General features: G+C 71.7%; 23 protein-coding genes. 19 read left to right on the forward strand and 4 right to left on the reverse strand.

The genetic code is table 11. The features are described from left to right. The first annotated feature begins 53 nt into the window (after positions 1 to 53). From OG892_RS16750 to OG892_RS16765, 4 genes are all read left to right on the forward strand, one after another. Positions 54 to 875, forward strand: coding sequence for a DUF6597 domain-containing transcriptional factor (locus OG892_RS16750; RefSeq protein WP_371629583.1), 822 nt, complete (start codon positions 54 to 56; stop codon positions 873 to 875). Between the two features lie 29 nt (positions 876 to 904). Further along, the gene (locus OG892_RS16755; protein WP_371629584.1) at positions 905 to 1,435 is read left to right on the forward strand and encodes a GNAT family N-acetyltransferase; all 531 of its coding nucleotides are present in this window, start codon (positions 905 to 907) and stop codon (positions 1,433 to 1,435) included. A 155-nt stretch (positions 1,436 to 1,590) separates the two neighbouring features. After that, a complete protein-coding gene (locus tag OG892_RS16760; RefSeq protein ID WP_371629585.1) occupies positions 1,591 to 2,430 on the forward strand; it encodes an SDR family oxidoreductase in 840 nt (279 codons plus the stop codon). A 77-nt stretch (positions 2,431 to 2,507) separates the two neighbouring features. Further along, complete coding sequence (locus OG892_RS16765; protein WP_073737163.1) at positions 2,508 to 3,233, forward strand: Mut7-C RNAse domain-containing protein; 726 nt, start codon at positions 2,508 to 2,510, stop codon at positions 3,231 to 3,233. Positions 3,234 to 3,262: 29 nt separating this feature from the next. Here OG892_RS16765 and OG892_RS16770 read toward each other — a convergent pair whose 3' ends face one another. Both OG892_RS16770 and OG892_RS16775 read right to left on the reverse strand, forming a co-directional pair. Further along, positions 3,263 to 3,757: a MarR family winged helix-turn-helix transcriptional regulator gene (locus tag OG892_RS16770; RefSeq protein ID WP_371629586.1), complete on the reverse strand. Its 495-nt coding sequence runs from the start codon at positions 3,755 to 3,757 to the stop codon at positions 3,263 to 3,265. 56 nt (positions 3,758 to 3,813) lie between these two features. Further along, positions 3,814 to 4,275: a hypothetical protein gene (locus tag OG892_RS16775; protein ID WP_371629587.1), complete on the reverse strand. Its 462-nt coding sequence runs from the start codon at positions 4,273 to 4,275 to the stop codon at positions 3,814 to 3,816. A 161-nt stretch (positions 4,276 to 4,436) separates the two neighbouring features. Here OG892_RS16775 and OG892_RS16780 point away from each other — a divergent pair, with 161 nt between their 5' ends. Continuing rightward, a complete protein-coding gene (locus OG892_RS16780) occupies positions 4,437 to 4,772 on the forward strand; it encodes a YnfA family protein (RefSeq protein ID WP_073737160.1) in 336 nt (111 codons plus the stop codon). A 54-nt stretch (positions 4,773 to 4,826) separates the two neighbouring features. Further along, entirely contained in the window at positions 4,827 to 5,585 is a 759-nt protein-coding gene (locus tag OG892_RS16785; RefSeq protein WP_073737159.1) for an SDR family NAD(P)-dependent oxidoreductase, read from the forward strand. A gap of 43 nt (positions 5,586 to 5,628) precedes the next feature. Here OG892_RS16785 and OG892_RS16790 read toward each other — a convergent pair whose 3' ends face one another. Continuing rightward, positions 5,629 to 6,822, reverse strand: a complete 1,194-nt coding sequence (locus OG892_RS16790; RefSeq protein ID WP_371629588.1) for an RtcB family protein — start codon at positions 6,820 to 6,822, stop codon at positions 5,629 to 5,631. Positions 6,823 to 6,992: 170 nt separating this feature from the next. On the opposite strand from OG892_RS16790, the gene OG892_RS16795 reads away from it, so the two are divergent. The 13 genes from OG892_RS16795 to OG892_RS16855 all read left to right on the forward strand — a co-directional run bounded on the left by OG892_RS16795 (position 6,993) and on the right by OG892_RS16855 (position 21,253). Continuing rightward, on the forward strand, positions 6,993 to 7,874 hold the full coding sequence (locus tag OG892_RS16795) for a DUF3558 domain-containing protein (RefSeq protein ID WP_371631644.1): 882 nt from the start codon (positions 6,993 to 6,995) through the stop codon (positions 7,872 to 7,874). Positions 7,875 to 8,045: 171 nt separating this feature from the next. Further along, positions 8,046 to 8,876, forward strand: a complete 831-nt coding sequence (locus OG892_RS16800) for a DUF3558 family protein (RefSeq protein WP_371629589.1) — start codon at positions 8,046 to 8,048, stop codon at positions 8,874 to 8,876. 219 nt (positions 8,877 to 9,095) lie between these two features. After that, positions 9,096 to 10,565: a DUF2637 domain-containing protein gene (locus OG892_RS16805; RefSeq protein ID WP_371629590.1), complete on the forward strand. Its 1,470-nt coding sequence runs from the start codon at positions 9,096 to 9,098 to the stop codon at positions 10,563 to 10,565. 578 nt (positions 10,566 to 11,143) lie between these two features. After that, positions 11,144 to 12,238 (forward strand): SMP-30/gluconolactonase/LRE family protein, encoded by a 1,095-nt coding sequence (locus OG892_RS16810; RefSeq protein WP_371629591.1) that lies wholly within the window; start codon positions 11,144 to 11,146, stop codon positions 12,236 to 12,238. Continuing rightward, complete coding sequence (locus OG892_RS16815) at positions 12,235 to 13,689, forward strand: DHA2 family efflux MFS transporter permease subunit (protein WP_073737153.1); 1,455 nt, start codon at positions 12,235 to 12,237, stop codon at positions 13,687 to 13,689. Before OG892_RS16810 ends, OG892_RS16815 begins: the two co-directional genes overlap by 4 nt. A 98-nt stretch (positions 13,690 to 13,787) precedes the next feature. After that, the gene (locus tag OG892_RS16820) at positions 13,788 to 14,837 is read left to right on the forward strand and encodes an AfsA-related hotdog domain-containing protein (protein WP_371629592.1); all 1,050 of its coding nucleotides are present in this window, start codon (positions 13,788 to 13,790) and stop codon (positions 14,835 to 14,837) included. Positions 14,838 to 14,846: 9 nt separating this feature from the next. After that, positions 14,847 to 15,515 carry an HAD family phosphatase gene (locus OG892_RS16825; protein ID WP_327337527.1) on the forward strand — a complete coding sequence of 223 codons (669 nt, stop codon included), beginning with the start codon at positions 14,847 to 14,849 and terminating at the stop codon, positions 15,513 to 15,515. Further along, entirely contained in the window at positions 15,512 to 16,216 is a 705-nt protein-coding gene (gene fabG / locus OG892_RS16830; protein ID WP_073737150.1) for a 3-oxoacyl-ACP reductase FabG, read from the forward strand. Before OG892_RS16825 ends, fabG begins: the two co-directional genes overlap by 4 nt. 107 nt (positions 16,217 to 16,323) lie before the next feature. After that, entirely contained in the window at positions 16,324 to 16,758 is a 435-nt protein-coding gene (locus tag OG892_RS16835) for an ester cyclase (RefSeq protein WP_073737149.1), read from the forward strand. 166 nt (positions 16,759 to 16,924) lie between these two features. Beyond that, entirely contained in the window at positions 16,925 to 17,191 is a 267-nt protein-coding gene (locus tag OG892_RS16840; RefSeq protein WP_073737148.1) for an acyl carrier protein, read from the forward strand. Continuing rightward, on the forward strand, positions 17,184 to 18,407 hold the full coding sequence (locus OG892_RS16845) for a beta-ketoacyl synthase (RefSeq protein WP_199884466.1): 1,224 nt from the start codon (positions 17,184 to 17,186) through the stop codon (positions 18,405 to 18,407). Before OG892_RS16840 ends, OG892_RS16845 begins: the two co-directional genes overlap by 8 nt. Further along, a complete protein-coding gene (locus OG892_RS16850) occupies positions 18,404 to 19,543 on the forward strand; it encodes a beta-ketoacyl synthase N-terminal-like domain-containing protein (protein ID WP_371629593.1) in 1,140 nt (379 codons plus the stop codon). Before OG892_RS16845 ends, OG892_RS16850 begins: the two co-directional genes overlap by 4 nt. 33 nt (positions 19,544 to 19,576) lie before the next feature. After that, on the forward strand, positions 19,577 to 21,253 hold the full coding sequence (locus OG892_RS16855) for a phytoene desaturase family protein (RefSeq protein WP_371629594.1): 1,677 nt from the start codon (positions 19,577 to 19,579) through the stop codon (positions 21,251 to 21,253). Between the two features lie 76 nt (positions 21,254 to 21,329). Here the strand turns inward: OG892_RS16855 and OG892_RS16860 are convergent, their stop codons facing one another. Then, on the reverse strand, positions 21,330 to 22,100 hold the full coding sequence (locus tag OG892_RS16860) for a 3-oxoacyl-ACP reductase family protein (RefSeq protein WP_073737144.1): 771 nt from the start codon (positions 22,098 to 22,100) through the stop codon (positions 21,330 to 21,332). Between the last annotated feature and the right edge of the window lie 40 nt (positions 22,101 to 22,140).

The following is a 22,140-nucleotide window of genomic DNA, read 5'->3' on the forward strand; positions in this document are numbered from 1 at the left end:
GCCGGGCACGACAACCGGGACACGGGACCGCCCCGGCCATAGGATCGGCCGTCATGGCTGGCCCCACAGGTCCCCGGCGCGACACCCGCGGCATCGTCGACGCCTCCGAACTGTTCACGCACGTGACGTTCCGGCGTCGCGAGCCCGCGCCCGCGCTGCGCCCGTACCTGGAGCACTACTGGCTGATCGACTGGGATCTGCCCGCGCCCTACCTCTCCCACCTGGTCCCGCACCCCAGCGTCAACCTGGTCTTCGAGCGGTACCCGGGCTGCGGTGACGACGAGGCAGGCTTCGCGGAGGTCTCCGGAATCGGCCTGGAGCTGTTCACGCAGAAGCTGGAGGGGCGGGGCCGGGTCTGCGGGGTGCAGTTCCGGCCCGGCGGCTTCCACCCGTTCGCACCGGACCGGCCGGTGTCCGAGTGGACGGGACGACGGGTCCCGGCGCCCGAGGTGTTCACGCCGCCCGCCGCACCCGCCTCGGTCCTGGACCCCGCCGGTGAGGACGAGCGGATCGCGGCACTCGACGCGTACCTGATGGCGCTCGGCCCCGCACCGGATCCGCAGGCCGACCGGGCGATGGCCCTGGCCGAGCTGGTGCGCACCGACCGCACGGTCCGCCGGGTCGACGGACTCGCCCGCGCCGAGGGGGTGTCGGTCCGCTCGCTCCAGCGGCTGTTCGCCACGTACGTCGGCGTCGGCCCGAAGTGGGTCATCCTCCGCTACCGCATCCACGAGGCGCTGGAACGCGCCGAATCGGAGCCGGAGGTGGACTGGGCGGCGCTCGCGGCGGACCTCGACTACAGCGACCAGGCGCACCTGGTCAGGGACTTCACGGCGACGGTGGGCGTGCCGCCGACCGCGCTGGGCGCCCACTGACTGTCAGTGCCGCGTCCTACAGTTTCGGCATGGAGCGCACCGAAGCACCCTCCGTACGGATCGAGCCCTGGTCGGACAGCGATCTGGAGCTGCTCCGCCGTGCCAACGCCCCGGAGCTGATGGACCATCTGGGCGGCCCCGAGTCCGAGGAGCAGCTCGTCGGACGCCATGCCCGCTACGTGGCGCTGAGCGCGGACCGCACCGGCCGGGGCCGGATGTTCCGCATCGCCCTGACCGGCGAGGACGAGGCCGTGGGCACCATCGGCTTCTGGGAGCGCACCTGGCGGGGCCAGGAGGTGTACGAGACGGGGTGGGCCGTTCTCGCGGGATTCCAGGGGCGCGGCATCGCCTCTGCCGCGACGGCGGCGGTGGCCGGGCAGGCGCGCGCCGAGCGCAAGCACCGCTACCTGCACGCCTACCCGTCCGTGGCCAACGGCCCGTCGAACGGGGTGTGCCGCAAGGCGGGGTTCAGCCTGCTCGGTGAGTGCGAGATCGAGTACCCGCCCGGCCATCCGCTGCTGACGAACGACTGGCGGCTGGACCTCCACCCGGACCGCTGACGGGGCCGGATGGCCGGACGCCACCGAACGGACTCCGCCGAACTCGTTTGACGATCGAGCCCGCCTCCTGGATATTCATCTGCGTCGCGCAGCTTATGCGTGACGCATTCACTGAACCCCAGGCAGCCCGGATACCCCGAAGGGACTCACCCGCCATGCTCACTCTCGTCACCGGAAGCCGCGGCCGCGTCGGCTCCACGCTCGCCGCGCTCCTGCACGACCGAGGCCATCCCGTCCGCGCCGCCTCCCGCAACCCCGCCGAGCTCACGCCACCGGCCGGTGTCCCGGCCGTGGCCTGCGACCTCGGCGACCCCGGGACCTTCCCGGCCGCGCTGGACGGCGTCGACTCCGTGTTCCTGTACGCGCAGCCGTCCCACATCGACGACTTCCTGGCCGCCGCGCGGGCCGCCGGGGTCGGGCACATCGTGCTGCTCTCGTCCAGTTCGGTGCTGGACCCGGACCCCGCCGCCAACCCCGTCGCCGCCTCCCACCACGCGGTCGAGGAGGCCCTGACCGCCTCGTCCCTCCGCTCGACGCTCCTGCGCCCCGGCGACTTCGCGAGCAACGCCTACCAGTGGGCGGGCGCCTTCCGCAGCGGGCGCCCCGTCGACCTGCCCTACCCCCTCAGCCAGACCAGCCCGATCGACGAGACCTCCCTCGCGGAGGCGGCCCTCGCCGTGCTCACCGACATCCGGCTGCAGGGCGCCTCGTATCACCTGACCGGCCCCGAATCCCTCACCGCGACCGAGCAGGTCGAGCTGCTGGCCGCCGCCTCCGGCAGCGCCACGACCGTCAACGCCGTGAGCCGGGAGGCCTGGAAGGAGTCCGTCGCGCCCTTCCTGCCCGCGGAGCTCGCCGAGGGGCTGCTCAGCCACTGGGCCGCCACCGACGGTTCACCGGCCGAGGTCACCCGCGACACGGAGAGGCTCATCGGGCGCCCGGCACGCACGTTCGCCTCCTGGGCCGCCGAGCACGCCGCCGCCTTCCGTCCCTGAGCCCGCGCCACCGCCATTGCCCCCGCACCGCCCGAATTCCCTGGCAGGCGCACCCGGCCCAATGACATCCTGACCACGTGAACGGACCGGAGATCCACCTCGAAGTCGCCCCCGAACTCAGGCTCTTCGTAGCGCACCACCGCCGCGGGGCACGGACGGCCGTGACCACCGACGGCTCGTCCACCCTCGGCCATGTCGTCGAATCGCTCGGGGTCCCGCTCACCGAGGCCGGACAGCTCCTGGTGGACGGCCGCCCCGTCCCGTTCTCGCACATCCCGGTCGCGGGCGAGGTGGTCGACGTACACCCCGTAGAGCGCCCGCAGCAGGTGCCGGGTGCGCCCCTGCGCTTCCTGCTCGACGTCCACCTCGGCACCCTCGCGCGGCGGCTGCGGCTGCTCGGCGTCGACGCCGCCTACGAGTACGAGGACATCGGCGACCCCGCCCTGGCCACCCGCTCGGCGCGGGAACGGCGCGTCCTGCTCTCCCGGGACCGTGGGCTGCTCCACCGGCGGGAGATCTGGGCGGGGGCGTACGTCTACAGCGACCGGCCGGAGGAGCAGCTGCGGGACGTGCTGGGGCGGTTCGCGCCCGAGCTCGACCCGTGGAGCCGGTGCACCGCGTGCAACGGACGGCTGGCGGCGGCCGACAAGGACTCCGTGGGCACCCGGCTGGAGAGCGGCACGCAGCGCTCGTACGACGTCTTCGCGCAGTGCACGGAGTGCGAGCGGGTGTACTGGCGCGGCGCCCACCACGCCCGGCTGGAGGCGATCGTCACCGAGGCGGTCCGCGACTTCGGCGGCTGAGCCCGGCACAGCGCCCCCCGGCCCCGGGCTCACCGCTCCCCGCCGCCGTCCTCCCGCAACCCCGCGACCTGCGCCGCGCTCAGCTCCACCGTCCGCCGCATATGGGCGATGAGCAGCGCGACCTCGTCGTCGCCGTAACTCTCGAACAGGGCCGCCCAGCCGCCGTTCAGCTGCTCCCAGACCGCCCCGAACTCCGCCATCCGGTCCGGCACCGTCGCGACGAGGACCCGCCGCCGGTCCACCGTGTCCCGTGCGCGGGTGACGTAGCCGGCCCGCTCCAGCCGGTCGACCAGCCGGGTCGCGGAGCCCGTGGTGAGCCCGGTCAGCTCCGCGATCCGCCCCGTGGTGACGGGAGCCGCCTCCAGGCTGAGCAGGTTGAGGCACTGGAGGTCGGTCGGATGGAGCCGCAGCCGGTCCGCGACGGCCTGGTTGAACAGGGCGTACGCGGCCATGTAGCGGCGCGACACGACGGACAGCTCAGCGAGCAGCGCGGCACGGCGGGGCGGGACGGACTTCTGCGGCATGCAGAGAGTGTACGAAGCAGAGATCATCTGCCCGCCCGCTCGGGGCGACCGACCTCTCAGAAGACGTACTCGTCGCCGGTGGCCGGGGCCAGCACCTCGTGCTCGCTGTTCTTCGCGTTCCGGTCCGTCGCCCCGCCGTTCCACACGGTGTCGATCCGGACGACCACCTCCGCCGGCCGCCCCTGGAGCTGGAGTTCGAGGGCGAGCTGCCGCTGCCGCGAGCCGTCCGCGGGCAGCGGCCCCGTGCGGCACAGCACGGTCTGCGCGTCGGCCTGGAGGCACTGCGCGGGCAGCACCTGGCGGCCGGAGAGCGGCACGGACACCCGCAGCCGGACGGTGGTGCCCGTGAGGTCGGAGGGCCCGCTGTTCTGGCTGGTCAGCCAGACGCCGAGCCCGGTGCCCCACAGCGAGACGTGCCCGTGGTGCGACACATCCGCCTCGGGCGCGACGCTCGGCGCAACCGTCGGCGGGACGGCCGCGGCCGCCCCGACCGCACCCAGCGCCAGAGTCGATGCCATGGCCGCCGCAGCGGACACCCTCAGCAGGGCCTTGCACGTCACTACCATGTCCTGAAGATACAGATCTGCACGAAATATCCATATATTCCGACCGGTTCGGCGCGTCTCCGTGCCCCGCCCCCTCCCGCACTCCGCCGCCCCGCTCATGACACGCTGATCACATGTCCGTGGTCCGCTCCATCGCCCTGTTCGTCGTCGCCGCGCTCTTCGAGATCGGCGGCGCCTGGCTGGTCTGGCAGGGCGTCCGGGAGCACCGCGGCTGGGCCTGGATCGGTGCGGGGATCGTCGCGCTGGCCACGTACGGCTTCGTCGCCACGCTCCAGCCGGACGGCGAGTTCGGGCGCGTGCTCGCGGCGTACGGCGGGGTCTTCGTCGCGGGCTCGATCGTCTGGGGCATGGTCGCGGACGGCTACCGGCCCGACCGCTGGGACGTCACCGGCGCACTGGTCTGCCTGGCCGGCATGGCCGTGATCATGTACGCCCCCCGCAACCACTGACGGCGCCCCTGCCTATCCTGGCCCCGTACCGATCAGCTGTCCGAGGAGCCCGCCATGGCCGCATCCCCCATCGCCGTCATCACCGGAGCGAGCAGCGGCATCGGTGCCGCGACCGCCCGGCAGCTGGCGGCCGCCGGTTACCGCGTCGTGGTGACCGCCCGCCGCAAGGAGCGCATCGAGGCGCTCGCCGCCGAGATCACCGAGGCGGGCCACGAGGCCACGGCCTACGCCCTGGACGTCACGGACCGGGCCGCGGTCGACGAGTTCGCCACCGCGTTCCGCTCCCTCGCCGTCCTGGTGAACAACGCGGGCGGTGCGCTCGGGGCCGACCCCGTCGCCACCGGCGACCCGGCCGACTGGCGCCAGATGTACGAGACCAACGTCATCGGCACCCTCAACGTGACCCAGGCCCTGCTCCCCGCGCTCACCGCGAGCGGCGACGGCACGGTGGTCATCCTCTCCTCGACCGCGGGCCTGTCCGCCTACGAGGGCGGCGGCGGCTACGTGGCCGCCAAGCACGGCGAACACGTCCTGGCCGAGACCCTCCGGCTGGAGATCGTCGGCACCCCGGTCCGCGTCATCGAGGTCGCCCCCGGCATGGTCAAGACCGAGGAGTTCGCGACCACCCGCTTCCGCGGCGACACCGAGAAGGCCGCCAAGGTCTACGCGGGCGTCGACGCCCCCCTCAGCGCGGACGACGTGGCCGACACCATCACCTGGGCGGTCACCCGCCCCAGCCACGTCAACATCGACCTCCTGGTCGTCCGCCCCCGCGCCCAGGCCTCCAACTCCAAGGTGCACCGCACGAGCTGACCCCGCGCCCCCCGACGCGGGGTCTCCCGGCAGGGGCCCCGCGTCAGCCCTTCACGCAGATGACCTGCTTCAGCTTCGCGACGACCTCCACCAGGTCCCGCTGCTGCTCGATGACCTTCTCGATCGGCTTGTACGCACCGGGGATCTCGTCCACGACACCGGAGTCCTTGCGGCACTCCACGCCCCGCGTCTGCTCCTCCAGGTCCTTCGTGGAGAACCGCCGCCTGGCCGCGTTCCGGCTCATCTTCCGGCCCGCGCCGTGCGAGGCCGAGTTGAAGGACTTCTCGTTGCCGAGGCCCTTCACGATGTACGAGCCGGTGCCCATGGAGCCCGGAATGATCCCGAAGTCACCGGAGCCGGCCCGAATGGCTCCCTTGCGGGTGACCAGCAGGTCCATGCCGTCGTACCGCTCCTCCGCCACGTAGTTGTGGTGACAGGAGATGACCGGCTCGAAGGTCACCTTGGCCTTCTTGAACTCCTTGCGGACCACGTCCTGGAAGAGCGCCATCATGATCGCGCGGTTGTGCTTCGCGTACTCCTGCGCCCAGAACAGGTCGTTGCGGTAGGCCTCCATCGGCGGAGTGTCCGCGATGAAGACCGCGAGGTCGCGATCGATCAGATCCTGGTTGTGCGGCAGCTTCTGCGCCTCGCCGATGTGGAAGGCGGCCAGTTCGTTGCCGATGTTCCGGGAGCCGGAGTGCAGCATCAGCCAGACCGAATCCGACTCATCAAGACAGAATTCGACGAAGTGATTCCCGGCTCCGAGCGTTCCCATCTGCTTTGTGGCACGTTCCTGACGGAATTTGACCGCCTCGGCCACTCCGTCGAACCGCCCCCAGAAGTCCTCCCAGTCGGTCGACGGGAGCCCGCGCAGCCGGTCCGGGTCCACCGGGTCGTCGTGCATCCCCCGGCCCACCGGAATGGCCTGCTCGATCTTCGACCGGAGCCCGGTCAGGTCCCCGGGCAGGTCGTTGGCGGTCAGCGAGGTCCTGACCGCGGACATCCCGCAGCCGATGTCCACGCCCACCGCCGCCGGGCAGACCGCACCGTGCATCGCGATGACCGAGCCGACCGTGGCGCCCTTGCCGAAGTGGACGTCCGGCATGACGGCCAGGCCCTTGATCCACGGCAGGGTGGCGACGTTGCGCAGCTGCTGCATCGCGACGTCCTCGACCTTGGCGGGGTCGGTCCACATGCGGATGGGCACCTTCGCACCCGGCACCTCTACGTACGACATAGTTCCTCGATTCCCCCGAAAAGCCTGAAAGCGCAAAACCGGTACCAAGGTCGGCAAAAGTATCGGCCGACCGGCAACCACGGCGGCGCGTGCGATACACATTGTGTCCACCGGCCGCCGACGAGCGGCAACCGTTTTTCGCACGAAGGGAGCCCAGGAACGTGCGACGAATGGCGTACGCGCCCGGCGCCGTGCTCATTGCAGCGCTCGCGGTCGGCTGCAGCAGCGGCACCGGAACCGGCGATTCCGCCACCGACAGCAAACCCGGTGCCGTGGCTTCCTCCACCGCGCCCCCGGGCAAGTACCGCACGCTTCCCGAGGCCTGCCGCTCGGTCTCGCCCGCCACCCTGAAGGACCTGCTGCCCGGCTCCGCCGAGCTGCCGGAGGCCCAGCAGGAGAAGGTGTTCGACGGTTCGCCCGCCGTCACGTACGACACCGACCGCCGGGTCGGCTGCCGCTGGAAGGCCGAGGCGCCCGACGGTGCCCGCAGCCTCTTCGTCGACTTCGAGCGGGTCGTCTCGTACGACCCGTCCGTGAGCGACGACGACCGCGCCGGCGAGGTGTACGCGAAGAAGGAGGCCGCCGCCGACCTGCCCTCCGCGCTGCCCGGCAGCAGCACGGACAGCGGCACGCCGGACGCCTCCGACTCCCCGTCCGCGACCGCGAGCGGAAAGCCGGGCAAGGACGGCGGCAAGGGCGGCGGCAAGGCCGCGGGCAAGAGCTCGGACTCCGACACGGGCGGGAAGACCGGCTCGGACACCGGAGACACCGCGGACACGGGCGACTCCGGGGACGGCGGCGCCACCGAGAACCTCCAGCCCCGGGTCCTCGATTCGCTCGGCGACAGCGCATTTCTGGACGATCTGCTCACCCGGGCAGGTTCTACCGCACAGCACCGCACCGTGAGCGTGGTATTCCGCACATCGAATGTCATCGTGACCATCCAGTACACCGCGCAGCCGGCCCTCTCCACGGAGATCCCCGACAGCAAGGAACTGCAGGAGAAGGCCCAGGCACTGGGCCGGAAGCTGGTCGACAGCTTCAGCGAGTGACCCCGCATCCGGCCGGTCCGGCCCGGCCCGCGGCAGGTCCGCGGGCCGTCCGGCCGAGGCGGCATCCGGCCGCCGTCCGTCGTACCGTGGCCCTCCGGAACCACCGTCCGCGCCCCCTTGTCCACCGACCGTCCGGCCGTCCGAACGCCGCGCCACCCGAGTGAAGGAACCATGCACCGATCAGCCCCGCGACTCACCCGCATACTCGCCTGCGCCGCCGTTCCGGTGATGCTCGTCGTCGCCGGCTGCTCGTCGGACTCCGACAGCGGGAAGGACAAGGCCTCCGCCTCGTCCGCCTCGCCGGACGCCACGAAGACGGAACCCGAGGTGGCGGCCGCGAAGTTCGCCGCGCTGCCCGACCCGTGCAAGTCGATCACCGCGAAGACGGTCAAGTCCCTGGTCCCCGCGGCCAAGGACAAGACGGGCACGCAGGGCAAGTCCAGCGACACCGCCGTCCGCGGCAGTTGCTCCTGGAACGGCCTGGACGACAACGGCGTCAAGGGCTCCCAGTACCGCTGGCTCGACACCGGCTTCACCCGCTTCGCCTCCGACCAGGCCCTGGGCAGCGGCGCGGACCGGGCCGGGGACGACCTGACGAAGCAGATCGCCAAGGTCAAGGCGACCGAGGGCGCCAAGAAGCTCGTCACGACTCCCGTCAGCGGGATCGGCGAGCAGGCCACTCTGATCACCTACGACCTCGAAAAGACGAGCGAGGACTTCCGCTACGCGACGGTCCTCGCCCGTACCGGGAACGTCGTCGTGACCCTCACCTACAACGGCGCGGGTTACGCGGGGTCGAAGACCCCCTCGGCCGAGAAGATCACCGCGGGCGCCAAGATGGGCGCGCGCGACGCGGTCGCCTCGGTCGCCGGCGCCAACGAGAGCCCGAAGACGAGCACGTCGCCCGACGCCCCCAAGTCGTCCGGCAAGCCCTCGGGCAAGACATCGGGCAAGACGACGGACAAGGCATCGGACAAGGCGTCGGACAAGGCTGCCGAGTAGCGTCCTTCCCGGCGGCCTCTCAGGCGCCCGGGAGCCCCAACTCCCCAGCCCAGAAGCGGATTTGCGAAGCCCGGCCCTCCTCGGAGAACCGGGCTTCGCCCCTCCCCGCGCAACGCGGCTCACCCGCATGTGCCAGGCTGTGCCCGCCAGAACTCACATCGTCCCTCCGGACCGGGCGTCGGAGACGAAGAAGCGGGAAGGGGATCGCGGGTGGCCGCGATGCAGCTCACACGCACGCACCGCATACTCATCGGCCTCGTGGTGGCCGGCGCGGTGCTCATCGCGGCGATCGGCTTCGCGGGCTCGTACGCCGCGGTACGCGAACTCGCCCTGGAGAAGGGCTTCGGGAACTTCTCGCTGGTCTTCCCGATCGGCATCGACGCGGGCATCTGCGTCCTGCTCTCGCTGGACCTGCTGCTGACCTGGCTGCGCATCCCGTTCCCGCTGCTGCGCCAGACGGCCTGGATGCTGACCGCCGCGACGATCGCGTTCAACGGCGCGGCGGCGTGGCCGGACCCGCTGGGCGTCGGCATGCACGCCGTGATCCCGGTGCTGTTCGTGGTATCCGTCGAGGCCGCCCGGCACGCCGTGGGCCGGATCGCCGACATCACGGCCGACAAGCACATGGAGGGGGTCCGCCTCACCCGGTGGCTGCTCTCCCCCGTGCCGACGTTTCGGCTGTGGCGGCGGATGAAGCTGTGGGAGCTGCGCTCCTACGAGCAGGTCATCAAGCTCGAACAGGACCGGCTGATCTACCAGGCCCGTCTCCAGGCCCGGTTCGGCCGCGGCTGGCGCCGCAAGGCCCCCGTCGAGTCCCTGATGCCGCTGCGCCTCGCGAAGTACGGCGTCCCGCTGGCCGAGACCGGACCGGCCGGGCTCGCCGCCGCGGGCATCGAGCCGGTGCTGCTGCCGCCGGCCCCCGCCGCCGGTGCTTTCGCCGCCGTCGACGCGGCCCGGTCCCAGCAGCAGCCCGAACTCGTCGGCGCCCCGGACCAGGAGCAGTACGCCGGGCCGCAGCACCAGCACCAGGACCAGGACCACCAGCAGCCTCAGCCCCGGAGCGCCTTCCAGTCCGGGCCGCAGGCTCAGGCTCAACCCCAGTCGCAGCCCCCGTCGCAGAGCGCCTTCCAGCCGCACTCCCCGGTCCTGGCCCCCGCTCCCGACTCGCACGAGAGCCCGTGGTTCGCGGCGCAGTCGCCGGACGGCGCGTACGAGGGTTCGTACAACCCGACGTACCTCGACGCCCAGGAGCCCGGCCCGGTCATGATCCCGACGGGCCCCGGCCGCACCCGCCCGCTGGGCAACGTCGGCACGATCGGCGGCGTGCCCGGCCCGCGCGCCGAGCAGCAGCCGGAGCCGCAGCCGGTCCACGAGGCGGCCGAGGCGGCCGTTGCGCCTGCGGCCGACGCGGAGCAGGGCCCGGAGGAGCAGAAGCCCGTCGCGGAGGCGGCCGAGGAATGGGCCGAGGAGTGGGCGCAGGAGGACGCGGAGTTCAGCGAGATCGCCTACGAGGTCTTCGCCGCCTTCGTGACGCAGCACAGCACGTACCCCAGCATCGAGGTCCTCGACATACACCTGTCGGACGGCCACAACGTGCGGCACCCGCGCAGCGCGGCGCTGCTCCGCCAGCTGATCCAGGGCTTCAAGAACCGCTACCACGCGGAGCTGGAGGCCGACCACATCGCGTGAGCCGCTGAGCCGCTGAGGGGCTCCCCCGCAACAACGCGCACAGCGCTGAGGGCCGTCACCCGCATCACCGGGTGGCGGCCCTCAGCGCTGTGCGCGCCCGCGTATGTCACCGGCGCCGCCCCCGCCGCCGCGCTCCCGGATGTCTCGAAGGAGACAGTCCCGGTACGCCCTAGGTCGTCTACATATCGCGCGGCCACCGGCCTAGATTCATTCGTGTACCGCAAGTGAATACGCATCAGTCAATACGCGTCAGTCATTGCACGCCAGTGAATGCACGCCAGTGCACACGCACCGTGGCGCGTTACGGCACCACCCTTCCCGGTTCCCCCACAGCGATGACGCCCGAGGGAGCCGGCCCGTGACAGCCGCCCGTTGAACCATCCGTCGAACCGACCATTCGCACGACCCACCGCGAAGCCGGAATCCGTAGTTCTCCGTGCCCGTATTCCCGTATTCCCGCAGTCCCGCAGTCCCGCATTTCAGCGTTCCCGTACTCCCCCTCACCGCACGCGTACTCCGGATTCCAGCCGACCCACCATGAGAGGAACACCGTGTCCCGCGCATTTCCGCTAAGAGCCGTGCTCGCCTCCGCGGCCGTCCTCACGGCGATCGCGCCGATAGCCCTCCCGGCCCCCGCCATGGCGAATTCGTCCTCCCACACCGCGGCTGCCGCCGGCCGTCACACCGGGCCGGACGTGATCAACACCCGGGCGGCCGACGTCTACCCGGAGGGCGTCGCCTGGGACCCCACCCGCCGCGCCTTCCTGGTCGGCTCCGCCCTGAAGGGCACCCTCTCGGTGGTCCGGCTGGACGGCACCGTCACCGAGCTGGCACCCAGCATCGGCATGGTGTCCACACTCGGGGTCCGGGTGGACACCGCGCGCAACCGCATCCTGGTCGCCTACAGCGACTTCTGGATCCGCCAGCGCCTGGACGTCGGTGACCAGCCGCCCACCTCGGGCGTGGCCATCTACGCCCTGGACACCGGCAAGCTGCAGCGCCGTATCGACGTCGCCAAGGGGCTCTCGCGCACCTTCGCCAACGACCTGACCTTCGACCCCCGGGGCAACATCTACGTCACGGACTCCGTGTCTGCCACGCTCCAGCGGATCGACCTCGCCGGGCACGTCCACCCGGTGGTCACCGACCCCCGCTTCGCCGCGGACATCGTCGGCCTGAACGGGATCACCTGGCACCCGGACGGCTATCTGCTGGCCCTTCGCTACGACAACGGCGCCATGTTCCGGATCACCCCGAACGCCCCGGCCCACCGCAAGGTGGCCGAGGTGAAGCTCTCCCAGCCGCTGGTGGGCACGGACGGACTGGCGCTGCGCCCGGACGGCTCCATGGTCGTGGTGACCAACTCCATCGGTGAGGCCGTCGGCGCGCCGGGCGGCGTGGACGCCGTCACGGTCGTGGACTCGAAGGACGGCTGGCGCAGCGCCACCGTCCGCTCGCGCGAGGAGCCGTGGCCGGTCTCCGGCCCCACGACGGTAGCCGTCACGCCGTACGGCGACTACGTGCTCAGCGGTGAGGTCGGTGTCGTGCTGGCCGGGGAGACCTCGGACCGGATCACGCTGCGCCGCGTTGCCCGCGCCGGCACGAAGCACCACGCCACCGGCCACCACTCCGTGAGCCGTCACTCCACGAGCAACAGGGGGAACCACCGATGACCGCAGCCAAACGCAACGGCGTTCTCTGGGCGCTGATCGCCACGTCGCTGCCCATGTTCATGGTCTCGCTGGACAACCTCGTCGTCACCAACGCGCTGGCGGAGATCGGCAAGGACTTCGAGGTCAAGCAGTCCGAACTGCAGTGGGTGATGAACGGCTACGTGCTGGCCTTCGCCGGACTGCTGCTGGCCGGTGCGGCGCTGGGTGACCGGTTCGGCCGTCGTCGGGTGTTCCTCGGCGGCATCGCCCTGTTCACCGTGTCGTCCGTGGCCTGTGCGATGGCCGGTTCGGTCGTCACGCTGGTCATCGCCCGGGTGTTCCAGGGCGCGGGCGCGGCGGCCATCCTTCCGGTCTCGCTCACGCTGGCCGTCGGCGCCGTCTCCCGGGCGCAGCGGAACCTGGCGGTCGGGGTCTGGGGCGGGGTCAACGGCCTCGGTATCGCGGCCGGTCCGCTCGCGGGCGGTCTGGTCACCGAGAAGATCTCGTGGAGCTGGATCTTCTGGATCAACGTGCCCGTCGGTCTCATCGCCCTGCCGCTGGCCCTCTGGGCGGTCAAGGAGAGCCGGGGCAAGGAGCGCAGCCTCAACGTCCCGAGCATGGTCCTGGTGACCGGCTCCGTCGTGTCGGCCGTCTGGGGCATCGTCTCGGCCGCCGACCACGGCTGGACCAGCACCAGCACGATCATCGGGCTGTCCCTCACGGTGGTCCTCGCGGTGGCGTTCATCGTGTCGGAGCGGTCCAGCAGCCAGCCGCTGATTCCCTCGCACCTGTACCGCGCGCGGGCGTTCGTACTGAGCAACGTGGTGTCGATCACGATGTACTTCGGTGTCTTCGGGTCGATCTTCTACCTCACCCAGTTCCTCCAGGGCCCGATGGGCTACAGCCCCTTCGAGGCGGGTCTGCGCACCATCCCGTGGACCCTGGCGCCGATGTTCGTGGTGCCCGTCGCCAGCCAGTTCGTGGACCGGATCGGCGGCGGTGTGCTGCAGGCCGCGGGCTGCGCCCTCCAGGGCATCGGCCTCGGCTGGATCGCCCTGGTCATCACGCCGGACGTCGGTTACGGCGCCATGGTGCCCGCGCTGGCCCTGGCCGGCATCGGTATGGGGCTGGTCTTCGCGGGCAACCCCGCCACGGTGATCTCGGCGGTGCCGGAGAACGAGCAGAACAAGGCGTCCGGTGCCAACAACACCAGCCGTGAGTTCGGCGGCGCGCTCGGTGTGGCCGCGCTCACCACCGTGTTCAGCCGCCAGTTCGCCGACAACACCACGGGCGACCCGGCCTCGGCGTTCACCGACGGTCTGGAGGCCGCGCTGTGGGTCGGCGTGATCGTGGTGATGCTCGGCGCGGTGAGCGGCCTGCTCATCCGGCGGAGCTCGGAGCTGGCCGGCGACAAGGCGTCGCAGGACGCCGCGGCCGCCGAGGACAGCTCGGTGGCGGTCACGGTCGCCTGACCGGAGCCGCCCCCGGGTGGGGCGGGGCCGGCCGACCGGCCCCGCCCCGCCCCACCACCCCGCAGATCCACCCCGAGAGCAGGTCTGGAGGAAACCCGATGACCACCCAGGTGCTGGAAGACGCCGTGCCGACCGTGCTGCCCGCCCTCGCGTACGGGCGCACCATCGAGCGCTCCCTCGCGCACCGGTCCGCGATATCCGAGGTCTTCGTCACGGACGTCCAGAACGTACGTCCGATGGCGGTGACCGCGGGCATCCACCTGCCGCTGACCCACCTCTACTACAGCGACCACCGGCCGAGGCCGAAGCTGCACGACTCCCTGCTGCTGCTGGAGGCCGGGCGGCAGGCCTCGATCGCGGGTGGCCACACCAACGCCGGGGTGCCGGCCGGAACCGTCGCCATCGTGCACGCCTTCCAGTTCTCGCTGCGGAATCTGTCCGCGCTGCGGATCGGCGGCGAACCGGGGCCGCCCCGGATCGACACCGACTTCTTCGGCAAGACCGCCCGGCACAGCGGCCGGTTCCGCAAGGGCCGGCTGGAGCAGCGGATCTTCATGGGTGACGTGCACGTGGGCGACCACTCCATGGACGTGCTCTTCCTCAAGGGGGACGAGAACGAGATCCTGCGCCACGCCCAGCGCGGCACGCCCGCGCCGCTCAGTACGGAGTTCACCGAGTGGCCCGGCGTCGTCCGGCGGGTGGCCCCGGAGCTGGTGGGCCGCGACAACCCGCTCAACGTGGTGCTGACGGAGCCGGAGTTCACCGAGGGGTCCGTGACGGCCCAGGTCGTACCGCGCTTCGACAACCCGGCGCTGTTCGACCACTCCTACGACCATCTGCCGGCCATGGCCCTGGTCGAGGCGGCCCGCCAGCTGGCGCTGCTGACGGCGGGCGCCGCGTCGGGCTCCACGTCCGGCTCCGGCGCCGCGTCCGGCTCGGGCTCCGGCTCCGGGGACCTCTTCGCCGTCGGTTACGAGGGCGGGTTCCAGCGGTTCGCGGAACTGGACGTGCCCCTGACCGCGACCGCCGAGCGGACCCCCGCGAGCGACGGCCGGCACACGGTGCGGGTCGGCTTCCGCCAGGACGACCAGGAGATCGCGGAACTCACCGTCACCGTCGTCGACGTCTCCCACCTCAACGGATTCTGAGGACCCGGCATGTCTGACACCACATCGCCCCCACTGGCCGTCTGGTCGGACTTCGGCGGGGTCCTCACCCCTCCGCTCGGCCACACCATGAAGACGTTCTGCACCTCGATGGGCCTGGACCAGGTGGTCCTGGGCCGGGCGCTGGCCACGGTCACCGCCCGGTACGGCACCACCGACATCATGCTGCCGATCGACACCCCGCTGGTGACCGAGGAGGAGTGGCTCCAGGAGATCGGTGACGTGCTGGAGGCCGAGCACGGCGTCCACCTCCGGCTCACCACGATGGCGGACGCCTGGTTCGACGGGCGGGAGACCAACCACGCCTGGCTGGCCCAGCTGCGCAAGATGCGGGAGCGGGGCGCGTTCGTCGGGATGCTCTCCAACATGGTGCCGGCCTGGGACCCGTACTGGCGCCGCATGATCGAGCCCGACGGGCTCTGGGACGACGTGCTCCTCTCCTTCGAGGTGGGCCACCGCAAGCCGTCCCCCGGCATGTTCGAACTCGCCGCGCGGCGGGCGGGCGTACCCCCGGAGCGCTGTGTGCTCGTGGACGACCTCCCGCAGAACTGTGCCGGTGCAGAGGCGCTCGGCTGGCAGGCGGTGCTCTTCACCGACGCCGAGAGCGCCGGCGACCAGCTCGCGTCCCTGTGGGACGAGACCAGGAGGAAGTCCGTATGAGCCGCTCCGTACTCGTCACCGGCGGAAACCGGGGCATCGGCCTCGCCACCGCGCGGGCCCTGGCGGCCGAGGGCCACAAGGTCGCCATCACCTACCGCAACGGTGAGCCCCCGCCCGGCTTCTTCGCCGTACGGTGCGACGTGACCGACCCGGCCCAGATCAAGGCCGCGGTCGAGGCGGTGTCGATCCAGCAGGGTGACATCGAGATCCTGGTCTCCAACGCGGGCATCACCCGGGACCAGTTGCTGATCGGCATGCCGGAGGACGACTTCCGCGCCGTGATGGAGACCAACTTCCAGGGGGCCGTCAGCGTCACCCGGGCGGTGGTCCCGGCGATGATCAAGGCCCGCTGGGGCCGGCTGATCTACATGTCGTCCATCAACAGCATGTCCGGCGCCCCGGGCCAGACCAACTACGCCTCGTCCAAAGCGGCGTTGATCGGTTTCGCCAGGTCGCTCGCGATCGAGCTGGGCCGGCGCAACATCACCGTCAACGTGGTGGCTCCCGGAATGATCGAGACCGACATGGTCGAGAACGTCACCGACGCGCGCCGGAAGGCCGCGCTCGCCAGGACGGCGCTGGCCCGTACCGGTACCCCCGAGGAAGTCGCCGCCGCCGCGCGCTTCCTCGCCGGCGAGGACGCCTCGTACGTGACCGCCGGAGTCATCCCGGTCACCGGCGGCCTGGGCGCCGGCCACTGAGGCAGGGCCCGGACGCCGGCCGCTGAGGCACGGGCCCGCGGGCCCCGCCACCCACAGACCTCCGGGGGTGAATCCCCGGACCTTTCCCCACCTTGAGGAGCAAGCAGATGAGCAAGGAAGCACTCGACCTCTCCATCAACATGGGCCTGATCTTCAACGACCTGAACGAGGAGGCCGCCCTCAAGTACGTCGCCGACTCCTTCGTCGACTACGAGGCGCAGCCCGGCGTCCCGGGCGGCCCGTACGGCTACCTCGGTACCGCCCGCTGGGTCCACAGCGCCTTCGCCGGCGCCAAGTGGGAGGAGCTGGACAGCTTCACCGAGGGCGACCGCGCGGTCCTGCGGCTGCGCTTCACCGGCAAGCACACCGGTGACTTCCTCGGCTTCGCGCCGTCCGGCGCCGACGTGGACGTCGAGCAGACCCACATCTACCGGATCGAGGACGGCAAGGTCGTCGAGCACTGGGGCTTCCGCCAGGACCTCCTGCTGCTGACCCAGATAGGCGCGATCACCCTCAAGCCGCCGACCCCGGCCGCCGTCTGACCCGTCCCACCCCGTTCCCCGTCACACCCAGATCCCCCCTCATTCCCCCCTCACCCCCACTCCCCCCCTCAGCCCCACGCCCCCACAACAGCCGCGCCCCCACCCGCACCCCCCACCACCAGTGGACGCGAACCACTCACGTTTTCTCTTCACGAAAGGACCCATCATGACCGTGCAGACCGTGGAACTGGATGCCGAGCTGCGGATCCGTGTCATCGACATCGTCAACGAGGAACTGGAGCTGGACGACGACGAGCTCACCGATGACGGCCACTTCATCGAGGACTACGACAGTGACTCGCTCACGTTGATAACCGTCGTCTCCCGCATAGAGAAGGAGCTCGGCTTCGTCCTTCCCAAGGAGGACCTGGAGTCGCTCACCACGCTCAGGGCGCTGCTGCTCGCCGTCGAGGGATGCGCGCGGAATGCCTGAGTCGACCTTGCGCCGAGTCGTCATCACGGGACTCGGAGCGGTCAGCCCGGTGGGAATCGGCGTCGAGCTCTTCGCCGATTCCCTCCGGGCGGGCCGGGTCGGCATCGGGCCGGCCCGCAGCTTCGACGCCACCCCGTTCCCCAGCCGAAAGGCCGCAGAGGTCGAGGACTTCGACCCGGCCGCCCTCCTGAACCACCTCGACCCCGAGCGATGGGGCCGCAGCGCCCTCCTCGCGGCCGCCGCCTCCCGGCTGGCGGTCGAGGACTCCGGCATCGACCCCGACCAGCTCTCCGCCGCCCGGTCCGGCTCGATCATGGGCACCACCAGCGGCGAGTCCGCGGTCGCCCAGAGCCTGGGCGGCCAGTGGGTCACCCAGGGCCTCAAGGGCCTGGAGCCCCGGCTGGTCGGCCAGTTGCCGGCCGGTCAGATCGCCGGCGCCGTCAACGCCGAACTCGGCCTGAGCGGCGACGCCCAGACCATCCCGACCGCCTGCTCGGCCAGCAACTACGCGCTGGGGTACGCCTTCGACATGGTGCGCCTGGGCGAGGCCGACTTCATGCTGGCCGGCGGCGCCGACTCGGTGAACCGGCTGACCCATGCCGGGTTCTACGCGCTGGGGGCCATGGCGAAGGACCTGCCGCAGCCGTTCGACGCCAACCGCTCGGGCATCATCACCGGCGAGGGCGGGGCGGCGCTGCTGCTCGAACCGCTCGACCACGCGCTGGAGCGCGGCGCCCGCATCTACGCCGAGGTGCTCGGGTACGCCGCCAACTGCGACGCGTCCCACATGGTGCACCCGGACGCCACCAGCATCGCGGACTGCATCCGGGCCGCACACCTCAACGCCGGTGTCGTACCGGAGCAGATCGACTACATCTGCGCCCACGGCACCGGCACTCCGACCAACGACGCGACCGAGGTCCGGGCGGTCCGCCAGGTCTTCGGGGACCGGCTGCCGCCGATCAGCTCGATCAAGTCGATGCTCGGCCACACCATGGGCGCGGCCAGCGGCTTCGGCGCGATCGCCTGCTGCGCCGCCCTGGAGCAGGGGTTCCTGCCGCCCACCGCCAACCTGGTCGAGACCGACCCGGAGCTGGGGCCCGGCGTGGACTGCGTGCCGGATGTGGGCCGGGACGCCCGGGTGGAGATCGTCCAGAACCACGGTTTCGCCTTCGGCGGGAACAACGTCATCACCATTCTCGGGAGGTACCTGTGACCACGGCCGCGCCCGTGCAGCCCCTGCCGGTCGTCGGCGCCGGAGTGGTCTCCAGCGCGGGCTACGGACTGGCGTCCCTGGCCGGAGCGCTGGACCGGGGCTCCGTGCCGCAGGAGGCCGGGGAACCGGACGCGGCCGGGCGGGACGCGGCCTACCCGCCGCGTCCGGTCCGGTCCGTGCCCGGCTTCCGGGCCGCGGACCACCTGGGGCGCAAGGGCACCAAGATCCTCGACCGGCTCGCCGGTCTCAGCCTGGTCGCCTGCAAGCAGGCGCTCGAAGAGGCGGGCCCGACCTCCGCCGGTACCGAGCCGGCCAGGACCGGTGTGGTGCTGGCCACCAACACCGGCAGCATCGCGGGCTACTCCGACCTGCTGTACGACACGCTCACCCTGGAGAAGCCCTACCTGATCAACCCGGGCAAGTTCGCGGGCAGCGTCATGAACTGCAGCGCCGGGCAGATGGCCATCCGGCACGGGCTCAAGGGCCTGAACGCCACCGTGGCCGGCGGCCGCAGCGCCAGCCTCTACGCCTTCCGGCACGCCCGGCTGGCCATGGCGGCGGGGCGCGCCGAGAAACTGCTCGTCGGCGGTGCGGAGGAGCTCAGCGCCCCGGTGGCCTGGGCCTGGCACCACGCCGGAACGCTGCGGGAGGCCGCACCGGTCGGCGAGGGCAGCGCCGTGTTCGTCGTCCGGGCCGAGGAGACCCCCGGCGAACCGGTCCTCGCGGAGCTGCTGGCCTGCGAGGTCGGCTTCCACGGGTGGACCGGGGCCGCCCGCCGGGCCGGCCTCCACCGCGGCCTGACGAACGGGCTGGCCGACGCCATCACCCGGGCCCTGGAGCGCAGCCAGGTGGCGGCGGAGGACGTGGCCGCCGTCTCCCTGGGCGCGGGTGACCACATCGGGCTGGACCGGCTGGAGGAGCGCGCGGTGCGGCTCGCCCTGGGCCGGCTGCCGGAGCCGGTGCGGGTGACCGAGGTGCTGGGCGAGACGTACAGCGCGGGCGGCGCCCTGCAGCTCGCGGCGCTGCTCGCCCGCTGGAAGAGCGCGCCGGGCGGCAAGGGTCCCCGCGTCGGCCTGATCACCTCGGTCGGCCACGACGGCAACGCCGGTGCGCTGGTCGTACGCGAGCGGGTCTGAGTCCCGCCTACAAGAACAGGACGGTTGAGCCCCATGGTGAAGCGGGATGAGTGGGACGCGATAGTCGTCGGCAGCGGCATGGGCGGCCTGGTGTGCGCGTCGTACCTGGCCGTGAGCGGGCGCCGCGTCCTCGTACTGGAGCAGCACGACGTGGCGGGGGGAAACAGTCATGTCTTCCGCCGCCGCCGGGCCTACGAGTTCGACGTGGGCGTCCACTACCTGGGCGACTGCGGGCCGGACGGAGTGCTGCCGGCGATCTTCTCCGGGCTGGGGCTCGACGGCCGGGTCTCCTACCGGGAGATGGACCGGGACTGCTTCGACCGGATCGAGATCCCGGGTCTCACGGTGGACGTGCCGGTCGGCTGGGAGGCCTATACGAAGCGGCTGACGGCGGCGCTGCCGGACCAGGGCGCGGGCATCGTGCGGTTCACCGGGATCTGCCGCTCTGTGGCCGCCGAGACCCGTTCGATGATGTTGTCGGACGGCGGGTCCTCGCTGGCGGACCTGCTGGCGCGCACGCCGGTCACCGCCGAGTGGGGACGCCGTACGCTCACCGAGCTGTTCGACCACTGCGGTCTTTCGCCCCGGGCGCGTACCGTGCTGGCCGCCCAGTCGCCCAACTACGGGATGGGGCCGCGCCAGGCCACCGTCTCCACCCACGCGGCCGTCACCGACCACTACCTGCGCGGCGCCTACTACCCCGAGGGCGGCGGCCAGGTGCTCGCCGCCGCTCTGGTCGAGGGTCTTGAGGCGCACGGCGGGGAGCTGCGGACCAGGAGCCGGGTGGAGCGCATCCTCGTCGAGGACGGCAGGGTCACCGGGGTGGGGATGAAGGACGGCGACGTCCTCCGCGCCCCGCTGGTGGTGTCGAACGCGGACTACTCGCGGACGGTGCTGGACCTGGTGGGCGAGGAGCACTTCGGCCGCCGGGTGGTCTCCCGTACCCGGCAGGCGAAGATGGCGCTGCCGCTGGCGACCCTCTACGTCGCGCTCGACAAGGAGCTGCCGGCCCGTCCGAACGCCAATCTGTGGTGGTACCGGGACGCCGACATCGAGGGCTACTACGAGCAGTTGGAGAAGGAGAGCATCAGTCCGGTGCCGTTCCTGTTCGCGTCGTTCGCCTCGCTGAAGGACCCGGACACGCCGGCCGTCTGCCCGCCGGGTCACAGCAACTTCCAGGTGATGACGCTGTGTCCGCCCGGCTACGAGTACTGGGGGGTGAACGAGGGGCCCGCGGCCGGTGAGCGCTACCGGCGCAACGGGGGTTACCAGGAGCGCAAGGCCGAGCTGACCGCGTCGATGCTGAGTACGGCGGAGGAGGTGCTCGGCCCGTTCCGCGACCACATCGTGCACCTGGAGACGGCGACCCCGATCACCCACGAGCGCTACACGCTGGCCACCGGCGGGACGCCGTACGGGCTGGCCCAGTGGGGCGGTACGGGCAGCCGCCCCGACACCCGCACCACCATCGAGGGGCTGCACGTGGTGGGCACCAACACCCGGCACGGCACCGGGATCACCGGCTCCGCGGTCGGCGGCATGGTGCTGGCCGGGCAGATCCTGGGCCGCGCCCTGATGGCCGAGGTCCACGGGGGCGCGCTCCTGGGCGACCCCGACCTGCTCCCGGAGCGCGGGGACGGCTGGGACCCGCTGGCCGTCTCGCGCGGCTCGGGCCGCCGCAACGCCCGCGGCCTGGCCCGGATCGGCTGAATGCCGGCGGCAGGCACCAGGAAGGCCCCGTAGCCAGTGAGTGGTTACGGGGCCTTCCGCGTGGGCGGGTGGCGCGCTACTTGGCCCGCCCCAGACCGAGCTGGCCCGCCCAGCCGCCGTCCACGCGCAGCAGTTCGCCGGTGATGTACGAGGAGTCCTCACCGGCCAGGAAGGACACGGCGCCGGCCACCTGCTCGGGCGTCGCGAACTCGCGCAGCGGCAGCTGGCGCTTGATGGCCCGGCCGCCGTCCTTCTCCAGCAGTCCGCCGATCAGGTCCGTCTCGGTGAACCCGGCGAGGACCGCGTTGACGCGGACCTCGAAGCGGGCCAGTTCGACGGCGGCGACCCGGGTGAAGGAGTTGACGGCCCCTTTGGAGGCGGAGTAGTTGGACTGGCCGACCCAGCCGCCCTCGCCCATGACGGAGGAGATGTTGATGATGTTGCCGTCGCGCTGGGACATGAAGTGCCCGGCGGCCGCCCGGGTGCAGTGGTAGACGCCGCCGATGTTGACCCGGAGCACCTCCCACCAGTCCTCTGGCGACTGGTCGAAGATGAGCCCGTCGCGGGCCACTCCGGCGTTGTTCACGAGGATGTGCAGCCCGCCGAGGCCGGCCAGCGTCTCGTCCACCAGCCGCTGGGCGGCCTCGGGGTCCGCCACGTCGGCCTGGAGGGCGATGGCCCGCCCGCCGAGTGCGGTGATCTCCTCGACCGTGCGTTCGGCCTCGTCCTTTCGGGAGCGGTAGTTCACGGCGACCGCGGCCCCGTCGGCGGCGAGACGGAGCGCGATGGCCCGCCCGATGCCGCGGGAACCACCGGTGACCAGAGCTGCCCGGCCTTCGAGGGTCATCGACTGTCTCCTTCTCCAGATGAATTGAGCGGACGCGGTA

Origin of the sequence: Streptomyces sp. NBC_00341, from assembly GCF_041435055.1 — a bacterium.
GTDB lineage: Bacteria > Actinomycetota > Actinomycetes > Streptomycetales > Streptomycetaceae > Streptomyces.